At 51.6% G+C, this 24,523-nt stretch carries 21 protein-coding genes; 17 read left to right on the top strand and 4 right to left on the bottom strand.

Translation table 11 applies throughout. The features are described 5' to 3' along the window. Nucleotide 1: 1 nt before the first annotated feature. The 11 genes from B4113_RS03465 to B4113_RS03415 all read left to right on the top strand — a co-directional run bounded on the left by B4113_RS03465 (nucleotide 2) and on the right by B4113_RS03415 (nucleotide 12,620). Nucleotides 2-1,519, top strand: coding sequence for an aldehyde dehydrogenase (locus B4113_RS03465; protein WP_033843718.1), 1,518 nt, complete (start codon nucleotides 2-4; stop codon nucleotides 1,517-1,519). A gap of 303 nt (nucleotides 1,520-1,822) precedes the next feature. Further along, nucleotides 1,823-2,686, top strand: a complete 864-nt coding sequence (locus B4113_RS03460) for a 3-hydroxyacyl-CoA dehydrogenase (RefSeq protein WP_033843720.1) — start codon at nucleotides 1,823-1,825, stop codon at nucleotides 2,684-2,686. Nucleotides 2,687-2,712: 26 nt separating this feature from the next. After that, nucleotides 2,713-3,924, top strand: coding sequence for an acetyl-CoA C-acyltransferase (locus B4113_RS03455; RefSeq protein WP_033843721.1), 1,212 nt, complete (start codon nucleotides 2,713-2,715; stop codon nucleotides 3,922-3,924). A 257-nt stretch (nucleotides 3,925-4,181) separates the two neighbouring features. Continuing rightward, nucleotides 4,182-5,039 (top strand): phenylacetic acid degradation operon negative regulatory protein PaaX, encoded by an 858-nt coding sequence (gene paaX, locus B4113_RS03450; protein WP_033843722.1) that lies wholly within the window; start codon nucleotides 4,182-4,184, stop codon nucleotides 5,037-5,039. 242 nt (nucleotides 5,040-5,281) lie between these two features. After that, nucleotides 5,282-6,283, top strand: coding sequence for a nitronate monooxygenase family protein (locus B4113_RS03445; protein ID WP_081897207.1), 1,002 nt, complete (start codon nucleotides 5,282-5,284; stop codon nucleotides 6,281-6,283). 186 nt (nucleotides 6,284-6,469) lie between these two features. After that, nucleotides 6,470-7,612: a Glu/Leu/Phe/Val dehydrogenase gene (locus B4113_RS03440; protein ID WP_033843725.1), complete on the top strand. Its 1,143-nt coding sequence runs from the start codon at nucleotides 6,470-6,472 to the stop codon at nucleotides 7,610-7,612. Between the two features lie 115 nt (nucleotides 7,613-7,727). Continuing rightward, on the top strand, nucleotides 7,728-8,741 hold the full coding sequence (locus B4113_RS03435; RefSeq protein ID WP_033843727.1) for an ABC transporter substrate-binding protein: 1,014 nt from the start codon (nucleotides 7,728-7,730) through the stop codon (nucleotides 8,739-8,741). A gap of 14 nt (nucleotides 8,742-8,755) precedes the next feature. Then, nucleotides 8,756-9,748, top strand: coding sequence for an ABC transporter permease (locus tag B4113_RS03430; protein WP_033843729.1), 993 nt, complete (start codon nucleotides 8,756-8,758; stop codon nucleotides 9,746-9,748). Next, on the top strand, nucleotides 9,723-10,517 hold the full coding sequence (locus B4113_RS03425) for an ABC transporter ATP-binding protein (protein ID WP_031408994.1): 795 nt from the start codon (nucleotides 9,723-9,725) through the stop codon (nucleotides 10,515-10,517). The genes B4113_RS03430 and B4113_RS03425 overlap by 26 nt, the downstream gene beginning before the upstream one ends. 40 nt (nucleotides 10,518-10,557) lie before the next feature. After that, the gene (pdhA, locus tag B4113_RS03420; protein ID WP_033843730.1) at nucleotides 10,558-11,628 is read left to right on the top strand and encodes a pyruvate dehydrogenase (acetyl-transferring) E1 component subunit alpha; all 1,071 of its coding nucleotides are present in this window, start codon (nucleotides 10,558-10,560) and stop codon (nucleotides 11,626-11,628) included. Then, nucleotides 11,625-12,620 (top strand): alpha-ketoacid dehydrogenase subunit beta, encoded by a 996-nt coding sequence (locus B4113_RS03415; RefSeq protein ID WP_033021360.1) that lies wholly within the window; start codon nucleotides 11,625-11,627, stop codon nucleotides 12,618-12,620. The genes pdhA and B4113_RS03415 overlap by 4 nt, the downstream gene beginning before the upstream one ends. Before the next feature lie 169 nt (nucleotides 12,621-12,789). On the opposite strand, the gene B4113_RS03410 is transcribed toward B4113_RS03415, so the two are convergent. Continuing rightward, the gene (locus B4113_RS03410) at nucleotides 12,790-13,314 is read right to left on the bottom strand and encodes a gamma carbonic anhydrase family protein (RefSeq protein WP_033021362.1); all 525 of its coding nucleotides are present in this window, start codon (nucleotides 13,312-13,314) and stop codon (nucleotides 12,790-12,792) included. Between the two features lie 427 nt (nucleotides 13,315-13,741). On the opposite strand from B4113_RS03410, the gene B4113_RS03405 reads away from it, so the two are divergent. The 5 genes from B4113_RS03405 (at nucleotide 13,742) to B4113_RS03385 (ending at nucleotide 19,683) form a co-directional block, all read left to right on the top strand. Further along, on the top strand, nucleotides 13,742-15,232 hold the full coding sequence (locus tag B4113_RS03405; RefSeq protein WP_033019399.1) for a peptide MFS transporter: 1,491 nt from the start codon (nucleotides 13,742-13,744) through the stop codon (nucleotides 15,230-15,232). A 269-nt stretch (nucleotides 15,233-15,501) separates the two neighbouring features. Beyond that, the gene (locus tag B4113_RS03400) at nucleotides 15,502-16,602 is read left to right on the top strand and encodes an ABC transporter ATP-binding protein (RefSeq protein WP_033019397.1); all 1,101 of its coding nucleotides are present in this window, start codon (nucleotides 15,502-15,504) and stop codon (nucleotides 16,600-16,602) included. Further along, the gene (locus tag B4113_RS03395) at nucleotides 16,599-17,540 is read left to right on the top strand and encodes a carbohydrate ABC transporter permease (protein ID WP_033019394.1); all 942 of its coding nucleotides are present in this window, start codon (nucleotides 16,599-16,601) and stop codon (nucleotides 17,538-17,540) included. The genes B4113_RS03400 and B4113_RS03395 overlap by 4 nt, the downstream gene beginning before the upstream one ends. Continuing rightward, a complete protein-coding gene (locus B4113_RS03390; protein WP_033019393.1) occupies nucleotides 17,537-18,349 on the top strand; it encodes a carbohydrate ABC transporter permease in 813 nt (270 codons plus the stop codon). The genes B4113_RS03395 and B4113_RS03390 overlap by 4 nt, the downstream gene beginning before the upstream one ends. 17 nt (nucleotides 18,350-18,366) lie before the next feature. Further along, the gene (locus B4113_RS03385) at nucleotides 18,367-19,683 is read left to right on the top strand and encodes an ABC transporter substrate-binding protein (RefSeq protein WP_033019391.1); all 1,317 of its coding nucleotides are present in this window, start codon (nucleotides 18,367-18,369) and stop codon (nucleotides 19,681-19,683) included. A gap of 303 nt (nucleotides 19,684-19,986) precedes the next feature. Here B4113_RS03385 and B4113_RS03380 read toward each other — a convergent pair whose 3' ends face one another. Beyond that, complete coding sequence (locus B4113_RS03380; RefSeq protein ID WP_081897295.1) at nucleotides 19,987-20,400, bottom strand: hypothetical protein; 414 nt, start codon at nucleotides 20,398-20,400, stop codon at nucleotides 19,987-19,989. Between the two features lie 520 nt (nucleotides 20,401-20,920). On the opposite strand from B4113_RS03380, the gene B4113_RS03375 reads away from it, so the two are divergent. After that, the gene (locus B4113_RS03375) at nucleotides 20,921-22,066 is read left to right on the top strand and encodes a CapA family protein (RefSeq protein WP_033843739.1); all 1,146 of its coding nucleotides are present in this window, start codon (nucleotides 20,921-20,923) and stop codon (nucleotides 22,064-22,066) included. A gap of 140 nt (nucleotides 22,067-22,206) precedes the next feature. Here B4113_RS03375 and B4113_RS03370 read toward each other — a convergent pair whose 3' ends face one another. Beyond that, a complete protein-coding gene (locus B4113_RS03370; protein ID WP_033843740.1) occupies nucleotides 22,207-22,800 on the bottom strand; it encodes a class D sortase in 594 nt (197 codons plus the stop codon). Further along, nucleotides 22,801-24,114 carry a processed acidic surface protein gene (locus B4113_RS03365; protein WP_033843741.1) on the bottom strand — a complete coding sequence of 438 codons (1,314 nt, stop codon included), beginning with the start codon at nucleotides 24,112-24,114 and terminating at the stop codon, nucleotides 22,801-22,803. Between the last annotated feature and the right edge of the window lie 409 nt (nucleotides 24,115-24,523).

The raw sequence follows: 24,523 nt of genomic DNA, 5'->3' as shown, positions 1-24,523 counted from the left end.
GATGGCGACTGTCAAGCAAAAGAAAATGGAACCGATGCCGACGAAACGCGATTTCTATCATTTGATTATCAATGGGGAGCGGGTCGAAAGCGCCGCGGGCGAAACGTTGGTCGTCACCAATCCGGCCACGGGCGAACCGGTCGCTCGCGTCGCCAAAGGGACGCGCGAGGATGCCGAGCGTGCGGTGCAGGCGGCGCGGCAAGCGTTTGACCGCGGGAAATGGCGTCATTTTCCGGTGCAAAAACGGGCGCGCATCTTATACCAAATTGCGTCCATCATGCGCGAACGTTTCAATGAATTGGTGGAGTTGGAAATTTTGAATACCGGCAAAGCGTTGTCGGCGGCTCAAGGGCAAGTGATGCAGGCGATTGAAGACTTTGAATTTTTCGCTGGGGCGATCATTGGGCACCGCGGGGCGGTCAACCCGATGCCGGGGGCGTTTCACAACTATACAGAAAAGGAGCCTGTCGGCGTGTGCGCCCAAATTATTCCTTGGAACTATCCGCTCATGATGGCAGCTTGGAAAATTGCGCCAGCCATTGCCGCGGGATGCTCGGTTGTCGTCAAACCAGCGTCGCTGACGCCGCTCACCTGCCTTGTGCTGGCGGAAATTTGCCATGAGGCTGGCGTGCCGGAAGGGGTCGTCAATGTGGTGACAGGCGCCGGAGCGGAAGTTGGGGACGATTTGGTCGAACATCCGCTTGTCGACAAAGTGGCGTTTACCGGATCGACGCCGGTCGGCAAGGAAATTATGGAGAAAGCGGCGAAAACATTAAAACGGGTGACGCTCGAGCTGGGTGGCAAATCGCCGAGCCTTGTGTTTGCGGACGCTGATTTGGAAGCCGCTGTCGCCGGCTCATTGTTCGGCATTTTCTACAACAGCGGCCAATCGTGCGAGGCGCGCTCCCGCTTGTATGTGCATGAAAGCATCTATGATGAGTTTATGGAAGCGTTCGTGGCCAAAACGAAACAGCTGAAGCTCGGTGATCCGTTTGATGCCGGCACGCATGTGGGAGCGATCATCAGCCGCGGTCAGCTCGAAGTGATCGATGAGTATGTGCAGTCCGCGGTCGCTGATGGAGCGACGATCGCCGCCGGCGGAAAAGAGGCGGTCGTGGCCGGCTTTGAAAACGGTTACTGGTATGAACCGACGATTTTGACGAACGTGAACCAGCAAATGAAAGCGGTTCGCGAAGAAATTTTTGGACCGGTTGTCGTCGTGATGAAATTCCGCGATGAAGCCGAAGCCATTGAATTGGCGAACGACAGCGACTATGGACTGGCCGCCGCGATTTGGACAAAAGATCATGGCCGCGCTGTTCGCGTAGCCAAACAGCTGCGTTCCGGTATTGTCATGGTCAACAGCCCATTCTCCGCTTTCCCAGGCACGCCGTTTGGCGGCTACAAACAGTCCGGATTTGGGCGCGAGCTGTCTATCGAGGCGCTTGATTTGTACACCGAAACGAAAAGCGTGCTGTCATATTATGGTCCGCGTCCGCTTAATCCGTTTGGCGTCTAAGGCTTTTCATCGTTTGGCGTTCGTCACAATGCGCGAGCGTGTCGCGTTCTTGGAAGCAGCGTGCAGTTTGTCGCCCTTGCAGGCAAAGGCCGGTTAGGGCGGGCGATGGAGAGACACGTCCGTCCGATTGATGCGTTTCCATTTTTGGTGGCGGGCGGCCATGAGACAGATCTGTCCGGCTATCGAGCACCCCGTCGCTCGTGATGGGGTGCCCATTCATTTGACGGCGTTCACTGCTTGGCGAAAGGCACACCGGCTTGAGGCATCCGCCATGATATGCGAGAGCAGGAGAGGGGGAAGACGATGATCGAACGCCTTGTTGTCGTCGGCAGCGGCGTGATGGGGAGAGGCATTGCCTATGTCGGCGCTGTCGGCGGATTCCAGACGATAGTAGTGGACATTCAGCAAGAACAGTTGAAGAGCGCCCAGAAAGAGATTGCTTCGTTGTTCGAACAAGCCGTTGCTCGCGGGAAATTGACCGACAGCGAGCGGCAAGAAGCCGAGGCGCGCCTGTCGTATTCACTTGATTTGGCGTCCGCTGTGCGTGATGCCGATTTGGTGATCGAGGCGGTGCCGGAAAAGCTTGAACGGAAAAAACAAGTGTTCGAGACGATGGACGCCCATGCGCCGGCGTCGTGCTATTTTGCGACGAATACGTCCACCATGAGTCCGACCGAAATCGGTTCGTTTACGAAGCGGCCGGAGCGGGTGATCGCCATGCACTTTTTCAATCCGGTCCATAAAATGAAGCTGGTGGAAATCATCCGTGGCCTTGAGACGAGCGACGAGACGGCGCAAGTGGCGAAAGAAGTGGCCAAGCGAATGGGGAAAGAGACCGTTGTCGTCAATGAATTTCCGGGATTCGTCACCAGCCGGATCAGCGCCCTTGTCGGCAATGAAGCGTTTTACATGCTGCAAGAAGGGGTCGGGACGCCGGAAGAGATCGACAAGGCGATCAAGCTCGGCCTCAATTTCCCGATGGGGCCGTTTGAGCTCGCAGATTTAGTCGGGCTTGATACGCGACTGAACAACTTAAACTATTTGCACGAAAAACTTGGAGAAAAATACCGCCCGGCGCCGCTTTTGGAGCAATACGTCAAAGCGGGGCGGCTCGGCCGCAAAACCGGCCGCGGCGTCTATGACTATACGAATCGGGAAGACAGCTAATCCGCGAGAAAAGGAAGGGAGAAAACATGGGCAGAGAAGTCGTGATTGTCGATGCCGTGCGCACCCCGATCGGCCGCTATAAAGGGGCGTTGAAAGACGTGCGGCCGGACGATTTGGCCGCCGTTGTCATCCGGGCGCTCATGGAACGCAACCCGAACGTGCCGCCGGAACAAATCGATGATGTCGTATTTGGAAACGCGAACCAGGCGGGGGAAGACAATCGCAACGTCGCTCGTATGGCGGCGCTGTTGGCCGGGCTGCCGATGGAGGTGGCGGGGGTGACGGTCAATCGGCTGTGCGGTTCGGGGCTTGATGCGGTCAATTATGCGGCGCGGGCGATTTTGGCCAATGAGGCGGACATTGTGATCGCGGGCGGCGTGGAAAGCATGACGCGCGCTCCGTTTGTGATGGCCAAACCGTCAAGCGATTTTCCGCGCGGCAATATAGAGATGTACGACACGACGATCGGCTGGCGCTTTATCAACCCGAAGATGCACGAAATGTACGGCACCGACAGCATGCCGCAAACGGCGGAACATGTGGCGAAGCGATTCGGCATTGCGCGCGAGGCGCAAGATGAGTTTGCTTACGAAAGCCAAATGAAAGCGAAACAAGCGCTCGAAACGAATCGGTTTGCCGATGAACTCGTGCCGGTCGTTTACGACGATCGGAAAGGTAACCGGATCGTTGTTGACAAGGATGAACATCCGCGCCCGGATACGACGTTGGAGAAGCTGGCCAAGCTGCCGCCGCTGTTTGAAAACGGCACCGTAACGGCTGGCAATTCCTCGGGCATTAATGACGGGGCGGCGGCGCTGTTGTTGATGAGTGCCGATAAAGCGAAAGCGCTCGGTTTAAAGCCGTTAGCCAAATACGTAACGTCCGCTGTCGCCGGCGTGGAACCGGCGGTGATGGGAATCGGCCCGATTTTTGCGACGCGCAAAGCGCTGCGGCGCGCCGGGCTGTCCATCGATGACATTGGGCTTGTCGAGCTGAACGAGGCGTTTGCCTCGCAAGCGCTGGCATGCATCCAGCAGCTTGAGCTTGATCGGGCGAAAGTGAACGTCAACGGGGGGGCGATTGCGCTTGGTCATCCGCTTGGCGCGAGCGGCGCCCGCATTTTGACGACATTGATTTACGAAATGCGAAAACGCGGCGTCACCTATGGCTTGGCGACGATGTGCATCGGCGTCGGCCAAGGAATCGCGACGATAGTGAAAAACGCCGATGAACGGTGAGAGCGCCTTGCCTTGGTTCGGCGGAAAGGCTGGTTATGTTCAGACGACCCGTCATCCAGCCAGCTCAAATGATGCCTACCTAAGTTAGATGAAGCTACCGAAGCTGTGGCCGCATGTTTTTATCTCATCGAGAGCTGCCTGCCTTTTTAGTGGTGCGGCTCTTTTTTTATTCCTTTTGTTTTTTCGTCCGTCTTGCCAGCGTGATAAAAGTTTGTTACGATTATAGTTCGAAAACAAGATAAAGGGAGTTTCGTCGGATGAATACGCGCTCACTCATTTTTACGATTTACGGCGACTACATCCGCCATTACGGCGGTGAAATTTGGATCGGCAGCTTGATCCGCCTTCTTCGCGAGTTCGGCCATAACGACCAGGCGGTGCGGGCAGCGGTGTCGCGCATGAGCAAACAAGGCTGGATTCGCGCGGAAAAACGCGGCAACAAAAGCTACTATTCGCTCACGGAGCGCGGCGTCAAGCGGATGGAAGAAGCGGCGCGGCGCATTTACAAAACGCGTCCCGAGCATTGGGACGGGAAATGGCGCATTCTCATCTATACCATTCCTGAGGATAAGCGGCATTTGCGCGATGAACTGCGAAAGGAGCTTGTTTGGAGCGGATTCGGCACGATTTCCAACAGCTGCTGGATTTCACCGAATAATTTAGAGCAACAAGTGTACGACTTGATCGACAAGTATGACATCCGCCCGTATGTCGACTTCTTTCTTGCCGAATACGATGGACCGCATACGAATAAGCAACTTGTGGAAAAGTGCTGGAACTTAGAAGAGATCAACCAAAAATACGAGCAGTTTATTGCGGTCTACAGTCAAAAATACGTCATTGACAAACATAAAATCGAGCGCGGCGAAATGTCGGACGCGGAATGTTTTGTCGAGCGGACGAAGCTCGTCCATGAATACCGAAAGTTTTTGTTCATCGACCCCAGCTTGCCAGAAGAGCTGTTGCCGAATGAGTGGATGGGAAGCCATGCGTCCGCCTTGTTCAGCGATTATTACCAACAACTCGCAGCACCAGCCAGCCGTTTTTTTGAAGCGGTGTTTCAAGAAGGAGCGGAGCTTGGCAAAAAGGAAGAGGAAGAGATATCGGTGGACTGAACCGGGATGTACGGCGCAACGCTGTGCATCCCGGTTGCCGTTTATGGAATGTTTGGTATGGGACTGTGGCAGAGGAAAGTGGCTGCTGAATGAACATTGTCGGTTTGCCCGGGCATCAATCGTTGCAGGTTTTTCATTGTGGGCGTCGTATTGAATGATGACGAAATGACAAAATGCCCAGTTATATTGGGAAGGAAACATGCAATTGATGTTACACTCAAATCGTTCTCATCTTCGAAAAAATGTGGTATTATGTATATCATATAACGCATTTTTTACGGAGTGTGAATATAATGAATGATGTTTGCCGTTTGCTTGGCCTTCGTTATCCGATCATTCAAGGCGGGATGGGCAACATCAGCAACGCGGAACTGGCGAGCGCCGTATCGGAGGCGGGGGGGCTTGGAACGATCGGAGCCGGAACGATGCCGCCCGCTGAGGTGGAGGCGCTGATTATCGAAACGAAGCGGCGCACGAGCCGGCCATTTGCCGTGAACATCCCATTGCAGGTGACGCCGCACGCCGCGGAGATCGCCGAGCTTGTCATCAAACATCAAGTGCCGGTCGTTTCGCTTTCCGCCGGCAATCCGGCGCCATGGATTCCACGCTTTGCCGAAGATGGCATCAAGGTGATCGTCGTTGTTGCCTCGGTCCAGCAGGCGAAAAAAGCGGAAGCGGCAGGCGCCGATTTAATCGTCGCTGAAGGATATGAAGCGGCAGGGATTAACTCGCCGCTCGAGCTGACGACGATGACGCTCATCCCGCAAGTCGCCAGCGCTGTCCGCGTTCCGGTCATTGCTGCCGGTGGCATCGGCGATGGGCGCGGGCTGCTTGCCGCGCTGGCTCTCGGCGCCCAAGGGGTGCAGCTCGGCACAAGGCTGGTGGCCACGAAAGAAGCGCCGTTTCATGAAGCGTATAAACAGCGGCTTGTCGAGGCAAAGGAAAATGAAACGGTGATTGTCGGCCGCTCAGTCGGGCGCATTCGCCGCGTCATGCGCACGCCATATGCCAAGAAGCTGCTCGCGTATGAACAGCAAGGCATGCCGCTCGAGCAGTTTCAAGAATATACATCGGAGGAGCGCCATCGCCGCGGCGCGCTTTCTGGTGATTTTCAGGAAGGATTTATCAACGCGGGGCAAATCGCTGGCCTCATCGATGACGTGCCAACGGTGGCCGAGCTGTTTGAACAAATGATGACGGAAGCCAAAACGCAGTGGCAATCATTATCCAAACTATTTCGCTGATCGAACGAAGACGCCTGTCAAGTGGCGTCTTTTTTTGGCGATGAAAAATTGGTTGACAGAGGATTGACACTAACAATGAACATCGTTACTATAAAAATAGTATTACGTTATTTTAACGTGATAATATTTTTTGTTATATTAACTTGAAAACGCTTTCAAGCAGTAAAGCAAAGGAGAGAGGAAGAAGTGAATATCATGTTGTCTGCAAATGAATCACAAACTTTGGACCTGTTTTTTCAAATGCGTGAACATGAACAGGTGGTGTTTTGTCTCGATGAAGCGACCGGTCTAAGGGCGATCATTGCCATTCATAGCACGGCTCTTGGGCCGGCGCTCGGCGGCTGTCGGATGTATCCGTATGCCACGACGGAAGAAGCGCTCGCCGATGCGCTTCGGCTGTCAAAAGGGATGACGTATAAATGCTTGGCTGCCGATGTCGATTTTGGCGGCGGCAAGGCGGTGATCATCGGCGACCCGCGCAAAGACAAATCGCCGGAATTGTTTCGCGCTTTCGGTCAGTTCGTTGCATCATTAGGCGGCCGGTTTTACACGGGCACGGATATGGGGACGACGCCGGACGATTTCGTGCACGCGCTGAAAGAGACGAATTGTATTGTCGGCGTTCCAGAAGCGTATGGCGGAAGCGGAGACTCATCGGTGCCGACCGCCGCGGGCGTTGTTTACGGCATTCAGGCGACGAACGATGTGGTGTTCGGCAGCAAGCACTTGCATGGCAAAACGTATGCAGTGCAAGGACTCGGAAAAGTCGGAAAAAAAGTGGCGCTTCGTTTGCTTGAAGAAGGGGCGGATCTGTATGTGTGCGATTTGAACGAAGCGGCAGTGGAAGAGGTCGTAGCGTACGGCAAGCAAATCGGGGCGTCCGTCAAACCGGTAAACGGAACGGATATTTATCGCATCGAAGCCGATGTGTTCGTCCCATGCGCATTTGGCGGCGTCATCAACGATGAAACGATCGCCGAGCTGCGAGTGAAAGCGGTCGTTGGCTCGGCAAACAATCAGTTGGCTGACAAACGCCACGCCCGCATGTTGAAAGAAAAAGGCATCGTGTATGCCCCTGATTATATCGTCAACGCCGGCGGGCTCATTCAAGTGGCCGATGAACTGTATGGAGCGAACAAAGAGCGGGTGCTTTCGAAAACGAAGGCGATTTACGATACGTTGCTCGTCATTTATGCGCGGGCCGAATCAGAAGGAATGACAACGATCGAAGCAGCCGACCAATTTTGTGAAGAGCGGCTCGAAAAACGCAAACGCCGCAATCACTTCTTTACACATCAAAAGCGACCCAAATGGGTTGTTCGTCACTAAACGAATCATTAGTTCATTTTGTTGATTTATTTATCTGAAAATATATACTATACCAATTTAAAAGTTTATTCAGATAATGATTGATTGAAAATAAAGGAATGGGGAGGATCTATTCATGAACATAGCCATCAGACGCTTGACCATCCCGCTCATTCTTGGAGTTTTGGTGTTCTCAGGCTGTGAGGGAGAAAAGGAGGTGGCGACGAACGGTGTGAAAGAAAACGGAAAGCAGAAAACGTTTACGATTGGCGTCACCCAAATCATTCAACATCCGTCGCTGGACGCCGCCTTCAATGGATTTAAAAAGGCGCTTGAAGACGGGGGATTGAAAGAGGGAAAAAATGTTCGGTACCATATTCAAAATGCCCAAGGTGACATGAACAACAGCCAAACGATCGCGAATAACTTTGTATCGGACGGAGTTGACCTCATTTTTGCCAACTCGACTCCGAGTGCGCAAAGTGCGCTCAATGCCACGAAAGACATTCCAATTGTGTTTACATCTGTGACCGATCCGGTCGGCGCCGGTTTAGTTCCATCGATGGACAAGGCAGGGGAAAACATCACGGGAACAACGGACAGCCATCCCGATGCGATTGGCAAAACGATTCAATTCATCGATGAGCAAACGGATGCGAAAACCGTTGGGCTTATTTATAACGCAGGCGAACAAAACTCAGTGGCGCAAATTGAAAAAGTGAAGGAAGCGGCGAAACATACGGATTTGAAGTTGGTGGAAGCCTCCGTTTCGACCACAGCCGAGGTGAAACAGGCGGCAGAGTCGTTAGTTGGCAAGGCAGATGTGTTTTACATCGTGACGGACAACACCGTTGTATCTGCCATTGAATCGGTTGTCAGCGTTGCTAATGAGAAAAAAATCCCTGTTTTTACGGGGGAGCTCGATTCATTAAAACGAGGCTGCTTTGCGGCGTACGGGTTTGATTACTACGATATCGGCTATCAAGCGGGGCAAATGGCAGTCGCCATTTTAAAAGGAGAAGCCAAACCGTCAGCGATCAAACCAGAATATCCAAAAAAATTAAAATTGGTGATCAATAAACAAGCAGCGGAAAAGCAAGGAATCAAACTGAAGTCTGAATGGGAACAAATGGCAGAATACATCGAATGAAAGGATGAACGATTTTGTTGACGGCAATGACAGGAGCGGTGGAATCAGGGCTGATTTATGCCATCGTGGCATTAGGCGTCTATTTATCGTTTCGTATTTTAGACTTTCCGGATTTAACGGTGGACGGCAGCTTTGTGACCGGGGCTGCGGTGGCGGCGACGTTGATCGTCAATGGGGCTGATCCATTTATGGCGACGTGTCTGGCCCTTTTCGTTGGATTCGCTGCAGGGTGTATGACCGGGCTTCTTCATACGGCGGGGAAAATCAATCCGCTTTTGTCGGGCATTTTAATGATGATCGCGCTGTACTCAATCAATCTTCGTATCATGGGACGTTCGAATGTACCTCTTTTAAATCAAAAGACCGTCTTTACAACCATTCAAGAATGGGGGACAACGTTCGGACTTGACTCGGCCGCAGCGAAAACATGGGGGATTCTCCTGTCGATGACGTTGCTTGCTCTTTTGTTTAAATGGTTCACAGACTGGTTTTTGCAGACGGAAATGGGGCTTGCGATTCGGGCGACGGGCGATAATCCGCGCATGATTCGCAGTCTGTCGGCGAACACCAACTCGCTCATTGTCTTCGGGTTGGGCCTTTCCAATGCCATGGTCGCGTTCTCGGGGGCGCTGGTTGCCCAGTACGGCGGGTTTGCCGATGTCGGGATGGGAATTGGCATGATCATTATCGGTCTGGCTTCTGTGATTATCGGCGAAGCGGTATTTGGAACGAAAACGATCGCGCGAGCCACGCTTGCCGTGATTGGTGGAGCGATCATGTACCGCATTGTCGTGAGTCTCGCTTTGCGCGTCCAATTTCTCGAGACAGGGGATGTGAAGCTCATTACGGCATGCATTGTCATTTTGGCGCTCGTTGTCCCGCAAATGGCTCGTCAACAAAAAGAGAAAAAACGCAAAGAAGAAAAAAGACGGAATCGGGCGCAGGTGATGGCCGTGGCCGCAACAGGAAAGGGTGAGGCGGATGTTGCAGTTAAAAGGGATTTATAAAGTGTTTCACGAAGGAACGCCTGATGAAAAGATCGCGCTCCAAAACATTCATTTAACGCTTCGAAAAGGCGATTTTGTCACTGTGATCGGCAGCAACGGAGCAGGCAAATCGACCTTGATGAATGTAATTTCAGGGGTATTGTTTCCTGATGAAGGAACGATTTGGATTGACGGTCAAGATGTCACCATGATGCCGGAATACGTCCGCTCCCGCTATATCGGAAGGGTGTTTCAAGATCCGATGGCCGGAACGGCGCCAAACATGACGATCGAGGAGAATTTGGCGATGGCGTATACACGCAATCAAAAGCGCACGCTCCGCCGCGGAGTGACGAAAAAACGGCGCGATGAGTTTCGCGAGTTACTCTCCACCCTTCATCTCGGTTTAGAAAACCGCCTTCAGGCGAAAGTCGGCTTGCTCTCGGGCGGAGAGCGGCAGGCGTTGTCTTTGCTGATGGCGACGTTTACCGAACCTGCCATTTTGCTGCTCGATGAACATACAGCGGCCCTCGATCCGGCCAGGGCGGAGCTGATTACCAACTTAACAAAAGAGATTGTGGAGCGATATCGATTGACGACCTTGATGATCACCCATCATATGCAGCAAGCCATCGATTTAGGAAACCGGCTCATCATGATGGATAAAGGGCAGATCATTTTGGAAGTGGATGAGAATGAAAAGAAACGCTTAACGGTAGAAAAGTTGCTCGCGGAATTCCAACGCATTCGCGGGGAACAGCTCGTGAGCGATCGTGCGGTATTGAGCTGATGGATCGGCCATTCGACACCATGGAGAGGAGGAATAGGATATGGAACTCGATTTTCCGATGGTGCAACTATTGAATGAAGAAGGAGCGATCGTGCAGCCTGAATATCGTGAACAAATCACGAAAGAATTGACGATGTCGATGTATCGCCATCTGCTTCGCACGAGAATGGTTGACCGAAAATGTGTCAGCCTGCAGCGGCAAGGGCGCATTGGGACGTACGTGCCGTACGAAGGGCAAGAGGCGTGTCAAGTCGGAAGCGCGCTTGCCCTCGACGACGGCGATTGGATGTTTCCGACTTACCGCGATCATGGAGCGATGATGACGTTCGGCCGTTCCTTAACGCAAACGCTTTTATACTGGAAAGGTCGGACGGAAGGGTGTGTTCCACCTGAAGGGAAAAAAATCGTTCCGCCGAGCGTTCCTATTGCTACGCAACTCCCTCATGCAGCGGGGGCGGCGTGTGCTGAAAAATGGAAGGGGACGAAAAATGCGGTGATTGTGTACTTTGGTGATGGGGCGACATCGGAAGGAGATTTCCATGAGGGATTGAATTTCGCGAGCGTTTTCCACGCGCCCGTCGTCTTTTTCAACCAAAACAACCAATATGCGATTTCCGTTCCGATTACCCGTCAGATGAAGACAAAAACGATCGCGCAAAAAGCGTTGGCGTACGATATTCCCGGCCTTCGCATCGATGGAAATGACGTGTTTGCTGTGTATTTCAAAACAACTGAGGCGCTCGAGCGGGCGAGAAATGGAGGGGGGCCAACGTTAATTGAAGCAGTGACATGGCGTTATGGCGCCCATACGACGTCCGATGACCCGTCCAGATATCGCGATCAGGAGGAAAGCAAGAAACGGCGTGAAACAACCGATCCAATCAAGCGGGTCGAGCGCTTCATGCAGCGGGAAGGGTGGTGGGATGAAGAATGGGTGAATCAAGTGCAAGAGGAAGTGAACGCCGAAATCGAGCAGGCGGTTGTGGAAATGGAACGTTACCCAAAAGCGAATGTGTCGGACATGTTTGATTTTGTGTTCGCCCAACCGACATGGACGATTGCCGAGCAGAAAGAAGCGTATCTTCAGTGGAAACGGGGGATGGAAAGATGATCACCAAAGCAGGCGTCAAATCGCTCACCATCGTGCAAGCGGTCAATGATGCGCTTCGCACCATGCTCAAAGAGCGTGAAGATGTCATTCTGCTTGGGGAAGACATCGGGAAAAATGGCGGCGTGTTTCGCGCGACCGAAGGATTGCTGGAGGAATTTGGCGAGGAGAGGGTGGTGGACACGCCGCTAAGCGAAGCCGGATTTACGGGTGCGGCGATTGGAATGGCGCTCAATGGATTTCGTCCTGTCGTCGAAATTCAGTTTTTAGGTTTTATCTATCCAGCCTATGAACAAATCATGACCCATGCGGCGCGCATGCGTGCGCGGACAAGAGGGCATTTTACCGTGCCCTTGGTCATTCGCGCCCCGTACGGCGCGGGCGTGCGAGCCCCGGAAATTCATTCGGACAGCACGGAAGCGCTGTTTACCCATATGCCGGGAATCAAGGTCGTCTGTCCCGCGTCGCCGTATGACGCCAAAGGGCTGCTCATCGCCGCGATTGAAGACCCGGACCCTGTCCTCTTCTTAGAACCGATGCGCAGCTATCGCGCGTTTCGCGAAGACGTTCCGGAAGGAAAATATACGGTTGAAATCGGCAAAGGAAAAAAACGGCGGGAAGGGGACGACGTGACCGTCATTGCGTGGGGGGCCATGGTGCCCGTTGCGATGAAGGCGGCGGAAGAAGCGGAGAAAAAAGGGATTTATGCCGATGTCATCGACTTGCGTACGCTTTATCCGCTTGACAAGGACCTCATCGCCGAGTCGGTGCAAAAGACAGGGAGAACCGTGATCGTTCAGGAAGCGCATGCAACAGGTGGATTGGCTAATGATGTTCTTGCTGTCATCAACGATACTTCGTTTTTCTATCAAAAAGCGCCGGTCGAACGGGTGACGGGATTTGACGTTCCGGTGCCGTTTTTCGCTTATGAAGACGATTATTTGCCAACGCCAGCGCGCGTTTTGCATGCCATTGAAAAAGTGATGAACTTCTGAAAATGGAAGCAAAACCGCGTGATGAGTGTGGAAGTTGATTGTGCAAAACGCGGATGAATCATAAACGAAGAGCCATGCCCTCTGGCTGGCTCTTTTTCTTTTAACGATAAGGTGTACAGACAGATGGCTGTGAATATCGTTTTTTTGTGCAACCAGCTGTGTTATGGCGTTATTGCCGATGATTGGCCAGCTGTTCGCGATACTCTTTTCCTTTTTGAACGTATGTATCAATCGACAGCTGGATGAGCTCAAGGTCTTTGTCCGTCAGCTCACGCACTACTTTTCCAGGGGAGCCGATGACGAGCGAGCGGGGCGGAATCTTTTTGCTGGATGGAATCAATGTGTTGGCGCCGATGATGCATTCTTCGCCGATTTCGGCTCCATCTAAAATCGTCGATCCCATGCCGATGATCGAGCGCCGGCGGATCGTGCAGCCGTGAAGGATTACATTATGACCGACCGTCACTTCATCTTCCACAACGAGCGGCGATCCTTCGTACAAATGGCATGTTGTATTGTCTTGAATGCTCGTCCGTGCGCCGATCGTAATCGGCCCTTCATCGCCGCGCAACACGGCGTTAAACCAAATCGTCGATTCCGGCCCGACGGTGACGTCTCCGATCAAATAGGCGCCGGGAGCGATGAAAGCAGTTTCATGAACATTCGGACGTTTTCCGTTATACGGATACAGCATCTCCACATCCCCTTCCGTCGGTGATCGGTATAGCAATAAGTATAACACGTTTCGTACGAGAACGGAAGCTTGCCTAAAACCAGATGCTACGTCTCGCTCATAGGTAACATCCTTTCTTATGCTACCAATTAGGATTTAGAATGCGGTGGAAGCAAGAAAAAAGATAAACGGTGTTGTTTAGGAAATCATGGTTCCTTGTCATTGATGATACATGGATCCACGAGGATTGAAAAAAGCGTTTCCTTGAACGAAAAAAAGAAACGGGAAAAATCCTTCCGATACCTTTATTTTAAAATAATAGTATTTTTTTAATTTTGTTGGTTTAGCAATGAATGTTTGAGTAAATATCATACAAAAAAATTTTGACAATATAAACATAATGAATTATTATTATTAAAGAATTTATAGAAGGGGTAGGTTAGTTGTGATGGTATCTCTTGATAAAAAAGAAATCGCTTCCAGTGTTCCTCAACGGGGGTTTTTTGGTCACCCGAAAGGACTATTTACGCTCTTTTTTACTGAGTTTTGGGAGCGTTTTTCGTACTATGGCATGCGCGCCATTTTAGTGTATTACATGTATTATGAAGTGTCGAAAGGCGGGTTGGGGCTCGATGAGCATCTAGCGCTCGCGATCATGTCGATTTACGGGGCGCTTGTGTACATGTCGGGAATCATTGGCGGCTGGCTTGCCGACCGTGTATTCGGTACGTCGCGCGCGGTCTTTTACGGCGGCCTTCTCATTATGGCTGGCCATATCGCGTTGGCCGTTCCGGGCGGGGCGGCGGCGCTGTTTGTGTCGATGGCGCTCATCGTTCTTGGCACCGGGTTGTTAAAGCCGAACGTCTCGAGCATTGTCGGCGATATGTACAAGCCTGGCGATGACCGCCGCGACGCCGGGTTCAGCATTTTTTACATGGGCATCAACCTCGGGGGGTTTTTGGCTCCGCTTATTGTTGGCACAGTGGGGATGAAATACAACTTCCATCTCGGTTTTGGGCTCGCTGCTGTTGGTATGTTTCTTGGGCTAGTTGTGTTTGTGGCGACAAGAACGAAAAATCTTGGGCTGGCCGGGACGTATGTCCCCAACCCGCTGACGCCGGAAGAAAAGAAAAAAACGGCGGCGGTCGCCGGGGGCGCAGCGGTCGTGATTGCTGTGCTGCTCGCGATTTTGATTCCCAACGGTTGGTTTACGGTGGAAACGTTTATTTCCCTTGTCGGTATTTTAGGCATCATCATCCCGATCATTTATTTTGTCGTGATGTACCGCAGCCCGAAAACGACGGCCGAAGAGCGGTCGCGCGTCATCGCCTACATTCCGCTGTTTGTCGCTTCGGCGATGTTTTGGGCGATTCAAGAACAAGGGTCAACCATTTTGGCGAACTATGCAGACAAGCGTACGCAGTTGGATGTAGCAGGCATCCACTTGTCGCCTGCATGGTTCCAGTCGCTGAACCCGCTATTTATCATTATTTTGGCTCCGGTGTTCGCGTGGATGTGGGTGAAGCTCGGCAAACGGCAGCCGACGATCCCGCAAAAATTCGCTCTTGGCCTGTTGTTTGCCGGCCTGTCGTTTATCGTTATCCTCGTGCCTGGGCATTTGAGCGGTGGTGAGCTCGTCCATCCGATTTGGCTTGTGTTGAGCTATTTCATCGTCGTGCTCGGCGAGCTTTGCTTGTCGCCGGTCGGTCTGTCGGCGACGACGAAACTCGCCCCGGCGGCGTTTTCGGCGCAAACGATGAGCCTTTGGTTTTTGTCAAACGCGGCGGCGCAAGCGATCAACGCCCAGCTCGTCCGCTTTTACACGCCGGAGAATGAAACGGCGTACTTTGGCACGATCGGCGGGGCGGCGCTCGTTTTAAGCTTGATCTTATTCGCCCTTGCGCCAAGCATCCAGCGGTTGATGAGAGGGGTCCGATAATTGGGCGGATGGTTGCCGCTGTTTAGGAAGACAATCGTATTTAAAGACAGGACGCTCTGCGTTGGCAGGGCGTCTTTTTTATTGCCCTCAACATAAGTCCCAGTGACAGCTTAATGAACCGTGTGCCGGAGAACGAGAGGAGGAACTTTGAAGTGGTAACGTAGGGGATTTCATTACGAAATATTTACATAAATCAAAACGTACGTTCAGACTGTATTTACAAAAATGGATTACGATGGAATAGAAAACGGAAAAAGAGGAGGAAGGCAATGGCGTTTCTTGAGCTTATTGACGTGACGAAATCGTATGATGGCAAAAAGCAGGTTGTGGAGAATGTGAGTGTGGCGATTGAATCAGGGGAGTTTTTTGTGCTTGTCGGCCCATCGGGATGCGGTAAAAGCACGCTGCTGCGGCTTATTGCTGGCCTTGAATCGCTGACGTCCGGTTACATATTGATCGACGGGCAGGTAGCGAACGATTGGCCGCCTCATGCGCGCCGATTGTCGATGGTTTTTCAAAACTATGCGTTATATCCGCATTTGACCGTCGAGCAAAACATGCGCATCGTTTTGCAGGCGCAAAAGGTGCCGAAAGAAGAGCAAAGGCGCCGTTGCCTAGAAGCGGCGGAAATGCTCGGGCTGACGGATGTATTGGGACGAAAACCGCGGGAACTGTCGGGAGGACAGCGCCAGCGCGTCGCTTTAGGGCGGGCGATTGTAGCGAGAACGCCGCTTTGCCTAATGGACGAACCGCTCTCCAATTTGGATGCGAAACTGCGAGCGACCATGCGTGTTGAGCTCCGCCGTTTGCAGCGGCAGCTCGGCATGACGGTGATTTACGTCACCCATGACCAAACCGAGGCCATGACGATGGCGGATCGGGTCATGATTTTGCGGGCTGGGCATCCGCAGCAAGTTGGCGCCCCGCTTGACATATACAATCATCCGGCCAATACGTTCGTGGCTTCGTTTGTCGGAACGCCGCCTATGAACTTGGCAGAGGCGCACGTGCTTGAACATTCGCTTCTTTTGCAAAACGAGCGCCCCGTTCGCTTGATGCGCCGCCCTTTGCCGAAGACAGAACGGGTGACGATCGGCCTTCGTCCGGAGCATATTCATCGGGTAGCGCTCGGGGACGGGCATGTAACGGCTAGCATCGTCCATGTAGAGCGGCTTGGCAGCGAAACGCTTGTAACGTTTGAATTGACGAAACAAATTCATTGGACGGCGCGTTGGAGCGGACAAGCAAATGTGACTGTCGGCGAAGTGGCGTCATTTTCGTTTGATGAACATGCCCTCCACTTTTTCGATGGCCACAGCAAGCGGATCGGGCCGCCGACGAGAAGAGAAGAGGAGGCATTTGAGCGATGAATGACCGGGTTTCATCCCCCATGCCATCAGCATGGCCCGTTCCAACCCAGCCGACGGTGCGGCGGACGGCGATGAAGGCATGGATGGAAGGGATGGTCTATCTTTTGCCTTCCTTGCTGTTGTTTGGCGTCTTTCTGTTCTATCCGTTGGCAAGAACGTTGTACTTAAGCATGTTTTCTACGAATTACCAAGGAGCTCCCATCCGTTTTGTAGGTTGGGCGCATTTTGCCGCCCTGTTTCAAGATGAATCGTTTTGGCACAGTGTAAAGACGACGTTTTTCTTTGCCGCCCTTACCGTTCCGACAACGGTCGCCATTGCTTTCTGCCTAGCGCTGCTCGTCCATGAAAAGCGGAAAGGAATCGGGATCTTTCGAACATTGTTCGCTTCGACGATGGGAATGAGCGTGGCCGTAGCTTCTATTATTTGGATGTTTATGTACAACCCAGCCATCGGGATCATGAACCGCTTGCTGTCTGCGCTTGGCTTTCCCGCTGTTTCGTGGCTCCTTGATCCCGATACGGCGTTGTATGCGGTGGCGATCGCAACGATATGGATGAATATTGGTTTCACCTTTTTGTTGTTGCTGGCCGGCCTGCAAAACATCGATCCGTCCTTGTACGAAAGCGCGCGCATCGCTGGACTTAGCTATTGGCGCCAATTATGGACGGTGAGCGTGCCGCTGCTATCGCCGACTTTGTTTTTTGTCACGACCGTCTCGCTCATCCAAGCGCTGCAAACGTTCGGACAAATCGACTTCTTAACGAAAGGCGGGCCGGTGGATGCCACCAATGTGTTCGTGTATGCCATTTACCGGGAGGCGTTCGTCAACTATCAGTTCGGTTTCGCCAGCGCCCAGGCGATCGTACTGTTTGTCATCATCGCCGCGATTACATTTTTGCAGTTTCGGTTTGCCGAGAGGAAGGTGCATTATCAATGAAAACGGTCCGGTTTGTTGCTTATTATGGGGGGCTATGCATATGTTCAGCGCTTCTTTTATTTCCGATGGTCTATGCTCTGTTGATGAGCTTTATGGATAAAGCCGATATCTTTGCTGGGCGCCTGTGGCCTGAGCGGTGGGAGTGGACCAACTATCAAGCGGCGTTCAAACAGGCGCCGCTCGGGTCGTATTTGCTCAACAGTTTGTTTGTCGCTTCCGTGATCACGATCGGTCGCCTGATCGTTTCGAGCTTGGCTGCTTTCGCTTTTGTGTTTCTCCGCTTTCCCGGCCGCGATGCCTGGTTTTACATTTGCATTGCAACGATGCTCGTTCCGTGGGAGGCGACGGTCATTCCGAATTTTTTAACGGTCCAGCAGCTCGGTTGGACGAACCATTATTTCGGATTAACGATTCCCTTTTGGGCGATGGCGTTTGGCATCTTTTTATTGCGGCAACAGTTTCGCCAAATTCCTTACGAGCTGTATGAGGCGGCTCGTCTGTCCGGCATCGGGAATTTCCGCTTTTTTTGTCACATTGCGTTGCCGCTTTCCAAAACCGGCTTGGTGACACTGGCGGTTTATAGTTTTTTGGATGCTTGGAACATGTACTTATGGCCGCTGCTTGTCACGAGCGATGATCGCGTCCGCACTGTGCAGATCGGGCTGAAGCAGCTGCAGACGCAAGAAATGGCGAACAGTTGGGGCGTCGTCATGGCAGCGGCCGTTGTGGCGATGCTGCCGACATTGGTACTGTTGTTTGTCGGCCAGAAGCAGTTGCGTAAAGGATTGATGCAAGGGGCCATCCAATAACGGGGGAGGAGAACAACGTGAAAAATGTTTTGCTTGGATTACTACTCGCTTTCGTATCGATCATCGCTGGATGTTCAAGTGTGGATTCCAAGGGGGAGACCGCCAATCGAAAAACGGAAGTGGTGTTTTGGCACTCGATGAGCGGGGATTTGCAGCCGGTGTTAGAGGAAATTGTCAACGATTTTAATCAAACTCATTCAGACATTGAGGTCAAACCTGTGTTTCAAGGTACATATGAAGAAGCATTGACGAAATGGAACGCGGTGGCCGGAACGAAAGAAGCGCCGACGATCATGCAGACGTTTGAAGTCGGGACGAAGCATATGATCGACAGCAGGCAAATCGTTCCGGTACAAACATGGATCGACAAGGACCAGTACGACGTTTCGCAATGGGAGAAAAACATTGTTCGTTATTATACAGTCAACGGGCGAATTTACTCCATGCCGTTCAACTCATCGACGCCGGTGCTAATTTACAATAAGGATGCGTTCCGAAAAGCGGGGCTCGATCCCGAAAAACCACCGCTCACTTACAGTGAACTGAAAGAAGCGGCGAAAAAGCTGACAAAGAAAAGCGGAAAGGAAACAAAACAATATGGATTCTCGATGTTGAACTACGGCTGGTTTTTTGAAGAGATGATCGCCGTGCAAGGCGGATTGTATGTCAACCATGACAACGGCAGAAGCGCGGATGCCACCGAAGCGGTGTTTCATGGACAGGAAGGAAGACGAGTGTTTGAGCTGATCCGCGATATGTATCGGGACGGCACGTTTTATAACGCCGGGCAAAATTGGGACGATATGCGCGCGGCGTTTCAAGCAGGAAAAATAGCTATGTATTTGGATTCATCGGCCGGCCTCAAGTCGCTAATCGACAACTCACCGTTTTCGGTCGGGGTTTCGTATTTGCCCGTTCCGGACGGGATTGAGCGCCAAGGGGTGGTCATCGGCGGCGCTTCTCTTTGGATGATGAAAGGAAGCAGCGAGAAGGAGCAGAAAGCGGCTTGGGAGTTCATGAAATACGTAACCAGTCCTTCCGTTCAAGCCAAGTGGCACGTGCGCACAGGGTATTTTGCTATCAATCCCGCCGCCTACGATGAACCGCTCGTTAAAGAAGAGTGGAAAAAGTACCCACAATTGAAAGTGGCTGTTGACCAGCTCCATGAAACGAAGCCGACAGCGGCGACTCAAGGGGCGCTCATAACGGTATTTCCGGAATCGCGCCAACACGTAGTAAAGGCGATGGAGCAGCTATATGAAGGGGTAGATCCGCAAGAGGCGCTCGATCAGGCGGCCAAGGAGACGAATCGGGTATTGCAAAAAACCAATTGATCGAATAGTCATATGGAGATGCAAACAAAGCCACACAACATTTACCGGTGTGGCTTTGTTTATCGTCCGAATTTGTTCTTTTGCTGGCCAAAGGCTGGATGGACTGTCGAAACAACCATCGCAGCCCAAGCGATGGACCGAGCCCGGAGAGGATATGATAGCTCGCATCGTAAAGTTGGCAGCCAAACAAAAGGCGAAAGGAAGATGTTCGCTTAGACTATTGTGCTCCTGAACCGCCTTGTCGGAATTGACGAACGAGCCGCGGAAGATGTTTACTTTAGACTATTGTGCTCACCATGCCTGCTAGTTTGCCGCCTTCAACAAGTGGATTTCCTCTTCCACCCGCGCGATGCGGCCAAGTTGATAATCAAGACGCTGATGAATGAGGGAGATGTCTTCTTTGGTCGCCATGTTTCCGCGAATGTCGACGACTTCGCCGCGAAGGTTGGCAATTTCATGGCGCATGCCGTCTTGAATGCTTCGCTGCTCGAGTTGATTATCGCGGATGGCTTTGATCATCTCCGTATTTTCTTTTGTTTGCTCTTTTAGCCAGCGCAGTTCTTCTTCTTGTTTGTCCATCCGTTGTTCAAGCCGATCCATGCGCCGTTCGAGCTTGTCTACCTTTTGTTTCACGAGCTGGATTTCCTGTTTCATGGCATCCATGTCTTTTTTCATGGCATCCATATCTTTATTCATGATGTCCATGTCTTTTTTCATGGCATCCATATCTTTCTTCATGATGTCCATGTCTTTTTTCATGGTATCCATGTCTTTCTTCATGATGTCCATGTCTTTTTTCATGGTATCCATGTCTTTTTTCATGGTATCCATGTCTTTTTTCATGATATCCACGTCTTTTTTCAGCGTATCGACATCTTTTTTCAGCGTATCGACATCTTTTTGAAGGGTGGCGATGTTTTGCACGACCGTTTGCAAATTTTGTTTGACTCCGGTCATGTCGTGAACGAGATGCTGCACGAGTTCTGTCAATTGACGCAACAGTTGTTCCTCCATCAGAAAAGGCAACCTCCTTGATCCGATTTGGTGAGTGAAAGGGCATTTCCGACAGTGCAGTGGAAGGGATGTGTGAGGTGTGAGAGTGAGGAAGGAAATGCCTGTGAGGCCATTATATCACGAAACATGGAAGCCATCACGCAAAAAATTTGCTAGTCAGAAAGGAAAGAACGGGAAAAGTGTCGAAGGATATACAAAACGGCAAAAAGATAGGAGAAGGGATATGGACGTACAGAGAAAAAGAAAAGGTTTAGCGCTTCTCTTCGTTTCAGCGCTGCTGTTGCTCTCGTGTGACAAAGTTGATGAACATGGGGGAGATGAAGTGTTAGCAGCGCGAAAGGGGGAGGTGAACTCCGTGCCGCTGCCTAGCCCGGCTGCTAAGACGACTATAGCGCGAGCGGCAGTGAAATCCACTGTGCGGAGACCGGATGAAGTACGCATCACCATCAGCGCTGCGGGCGATGTGACGCTTGGACGTGATGAAAACTACGGTTATGCGTATTCGTTTGATGAAGAAGTGAAAAAGCATGGATTGGACTATTTTACGAAATACATTGAGCCGATCTTCAAGAAAGATGATTTTACGACCGTCAATTTGGAAACGACGCTGACGACCTCGACGCGGAAGGCAAACAAGAAATTTCGTTTTCGCGGCCACCCGAGTTATGCGAAAATCTTAACCTATGGCGGCATTGATGCGGTCAATCTCGCGAACAACCATACGTACGATTATTTGCAGCAAGGATACAAGGACACGATTGCCAGTTTAAAAAAGGAAAATATCGGTTATTTCGGTCGTACGCTCCGGTTGCTGAAAACGGTGAAAGGGGTCCAAATCGGGGCGCTCGGCTATGAAGGCTGGAGCAACACCAGCACGCTGCGCAAGCAAATCGCCAACGATATTCGCATGCTTCGGAAACAAGGAGCCGATCTCATCCTCGTTCATTTTCATTGGGGAGTGGAACGAAGCTATGTGCCAAACAGCACGCAAAAGGCGCTCGGCCGCTTTGCGATTGACAGCGGCGCCGATTTGGTCGTCGGCCATCATCCGCACGTCGTCCAGGGGATTGAAGAGTATAAAGGCAAATTCATCGTTTACAGCCTTGGCAATTTTATGTTTGGCGGAAACAAAAATCCGAGCGACAAAGATACGTTTGTCTTCCAACAAGTGTTTTCTTTTCAAAACGGCAAGCGGACGGCCAAAAAAGAAATCCGCGTCATCCCATTTCGCATCTCATCGGTGACGACAAGAAACAATTATCAGCCGATGCCGTTAACGGGAAAGGAAGCAGACCGGGTGAAACGGAAAATTGTCTCGCTGTCGGCGAAAATCAAAAAGCCGACTTGGACGGCGTACGAAGGGAAGTAAAAAAGAGGGTGTCCCAAAAGGACCGGGACTCCCTCTTTCGTCGCTATATATACGTACTGACTGCTTCCGCCGCACTATATGTTGTGCCTATCTTGAAAGAAGGCGACCTTTTGGGTCAGCCCCTTTCGATTTTCGCAAGGCTAAGAGCGTTCATTGATTAAGTTGGCGACGAGCACGTACCGCTGCGGAGCGGGGCCGACGTAGCGGAATGGATAACACGTGGAAACGGTGAGTGTCGCTTTCGGCTTTGGAACGATGACCGTCCGGTCGTCGGCATCGACGATACGCACTTTGCGCACTTTATAGGTGAATGTGCCAGCGGACGTGCGGACGATCAAGAGATCGCCTTCGCCGACTTCGCCAAGACGGCGGAAGACCGTGTCGCGATGGCCAGAAAGCACGCAGTTGTCCGCCTCGCCTGGCAGGACACTGCCTGCGTAATGGCCGACCCCTTTTTCCAACTCGTCTTCATCTGTACCGTGGTAAATCGGCAGGCTGGCGTTGAGCTTCGGGATGATGAGTTCGCCGATTTGTTCACCGATTTTTGGTTGTTTTGCGTAGAGAGGAGCTTGGTTTCGTATCGGCGCGGCATCCACTGGTTGCTCTGTTTCAGCGGACAGCGGCTTGGCCGCTTCTAGGCCGCTTTTCCATTTCAGACCACTAACGCCGACCACGGCGATTCCCGCTGCGATCAAGCTTGCTCCAAAAAAGCGCACGAGCCGTTTCCAGTTCATTTATTTCGCCTCGGCTCCTTGGCGGAAGCGGACAAGGAATGCACCGGTACCGATGAATGCCAAACCAAACAGGATATAAGCGGCATACGGGGATGCCGTTTTCGGCAGTTTGGCTCCGGCTTCGGTCCGCTTCAGCGGTTTCGGCGTCGCCGGCTTCACTACTTTTTCGATTTTCGCTGCCTGGCCGCCTTGTTGTAAGTCTTTGCCGATTTCATCGAATAGGTCAGAAGCAAACATCTCTTCGGTCACGACAAAATCAGCCAGTCGCTCGCCGTCAGTGCTGTAAATTTCAACAAGCAAATCGTAGCCGTTCGCTGATTCCATTGTCAGCAGCGTCGATAGGCTGAGCGGCTTTTTCTCGCCGTCTTTCGTCAAATAAAACTTTGCTTCCAGCTGGAATGTAGAAAGCAGGTCCGTCCATACATCGGCGATCTCAGCGATTTGCGTTGGCGATAGCTCCGTCATGCTCGTGAAATCGTACGCCCCGATCGCCTCAAGCCGTTGGCCGATTTCTTCCATTTTCTTGGCGAATTGCGGATCTTCCATATTCAGCGATTCAAAATGGGTATAGAGCTTTTCCAACTCTGCGTCCGTCAAACCGAGCTCGTCCAAATCCGGAAGCAAGTAGTCGATGACGGCCTCCGACAGTTCCTCGACCGTCGCATAATGGTCAAGCGAATCGCCGTTTTTAGACAGCAGTTTTTCCAACTGCGTCTTCGTCATGCCAATTTCTCGCAAAAATTCGTTTAATGTTTCCTCGGTCAACGGCGTCAAATTTTGATAATAATCGACAATATCTTTCAGCTCGCCGATTGAGTGGTAATCGGCCAACGATTCGCCGTGCCGATCAAGAAGAGCGATGAGCTCTTCCTTTGTCATTCCGCGTTCGTTTAGAAAGGCGGCTAGCGTTTCATCAGTGATCGGAACGGAGTAATGTTTAAACAGTTCGATATATTCTTCGAGATCATTGTAAAATAAAAACACATCGGTAATGGCCTGTGCCTCTTCCATTTCTCCATTGTCGATAAGCATTTGTCGAAGCTGTTGTTCGGTCAATCCGTGTTTGGCGAGCAACTGAGCTAAATTTTCTTCCGTGAGCGGCTCGCCGAGTTCGCGGCGTAATTCGTCCACGCTGTCAAACTCATCGAGCGAATAGCCTTCATAGTCCAAATAATTTTCCAGCTCTTCGACTGTGATCCCGGCTTCATTTAAATACTGCTCTAAAGCTGGATCGTTGCGTTCAATGGCGAACGCTGAAGCTGGCCATACAGTGGCTATGGATGCGGCCAAGGCAAAAGGAACGATGTTTTTCATGTCGTGACCTCCGTTTGTTTGATATACGAATTCAGTATATAGGGACATGAGAAGGATGAAAATAGAGAAATATATGGAATTTTTTTGTTTAGAGAAACGTTATAAGTTGCAATAGCGAATTTCTCATGTTTCGTTTCGATTTTCATCTCGTTCCTCTTAAGCCGGAGCGAAGTTGTTTCGGCACATGTCTTTCTTTGTTTGTCTTGCCTGCAAAAGAATAGAAAGTGTAAAATAAAGGTGATTCCGCTTTCATCATGCGCGCGTATCTCCGTGGGCGATGGAAGGTGATTGGCAGAGTAGTCAGTTTTGCCGATAGAAGAGGCGTACAAATGACTAGGAGAATGATCGATCGCGTTCACCGGACTTGTAAACGTCTCCATAGCTTCAGACCACAGGTTGGCTGGCCATA

This window comes from Geobacillus sp. B4113_201601 (assembly GCF_001587475.1).
GTDB lineage: Bacteria > Bacillota > Bacilli > Bacillales > Anoxybacillaceae > Geobacillus > Geobacillus icigianus.
This window is presented reverse-complemented; position numbering and strand designations above follow the sequence as displayed.